General features: G+C 80.1%; 1 protein-coding gene and 1 pseudogene. Both read left to right on the top strand.

Translation table 11 applies throughout. The features are described 5' to 3' along the window. The coding region (locus VO99_RS27470) for a peptidoglycan-binding protein (RefSeq protein ID WP_232315611.1) at positions 1-743 on the top strand (743 nt) is incomplete at its 5' end. Positions 744-745: 2 nt separating this feature from the next. Next, positions 746-944 (top strand): annotated as a pseudogene (locus VO99_RS27475) (general secretion pathway protein GspB); the annotation flags it as partial.

Consider the following 944-nt stretch of genomic DNA (forward strand, 5'->3'; position numbering starts at 1 on the left):
CCGCACGCACGCCGGGCACGACCGGGCCCCAGGCGGCGGCCTCGGGCGCCGGGCCGGTCGCGGCCGCAGCCAGCGCGGCCTCCTCGGTGACGACCGGTGCACCGGCGGGCGCCTTGCCCGCCACGGCGACGGCTGCTGCCGACAGCCCCGGCCCGGCGGCCAGCGCCGCCGGCTTCGACCTGCCCGCGCTGCTGGCCATGCTGCCGCGCGACGAGCGGGCCGCCTGGCGGCTGCTGGCGCCGGCCTGGGCCCTGCCAGCCGATGCGGCCGAACCCTGCGCCGACTGGGCGCGGCTGCAGGTGCAGTGCTTCCGCGGCCCGGCCAACCTGGCCCAGGTGCGGCTGCTCGACCGCCCCGGCCTGCTGACGCTGGCCGACGGCCGCGGCGGCCAGGTCTATGCGCTGCTCACCGGCATCGGCGCCGGCCAGGCGCAGCTGCAGGTGCAGGGCCGGTCGCGCGCGGTGCCGCTGGGTGCGCTGGCGCAGGCCTGGGCCGGCGAGTTCGCCACGCTGTGGCGGCTGCCGCCCGAGCCTGCCGGCGCCGAGGCCCAGTCGGCCGCGCTGGCCGACCGCCTGGACCGCGCGCTGGGCACGCCGCGCGACGGCGCCGCGCTGCGCGAGCGCCTGCAGACCTTCCAGCGCGCCCAGGGCCTGCGCGCCGACGGCGTGCTGGGCCCGATGACCACCATGCAGCTCAACCGCGCCACCGGCGTGCAAGAGCCCCGGCTTGCGCCAGGAAGTTGACGATGTCGCTGGTTCTGGAAGCCCTGAAGAAGGCCGATGCCGAGCGCGAACGCGAGCGCGGCGCGGTGCCCGACCTGCATGCCCGCCCCGTGCCGCTGGCGCCCGCGCCGCCGGCCGCCGCCTCCCGCGGGCCGGCGCTGGCCTGGACCGTGGCCGGCCTGGCGCTGGCCGCCGCGGCGGTGTTCGGCTGGCAGGCGATGC

The organism is Aquincola tertiaricarbonis (assembly GCF_000969605.1).
Taxonomy (GTDB): Bacteria; Pseudomonadota; Gammaproteobacteria; order Burkholderiales; family Burkholderiaceae_C; genus Aquincola; species Aquincola tertiaricarbonis.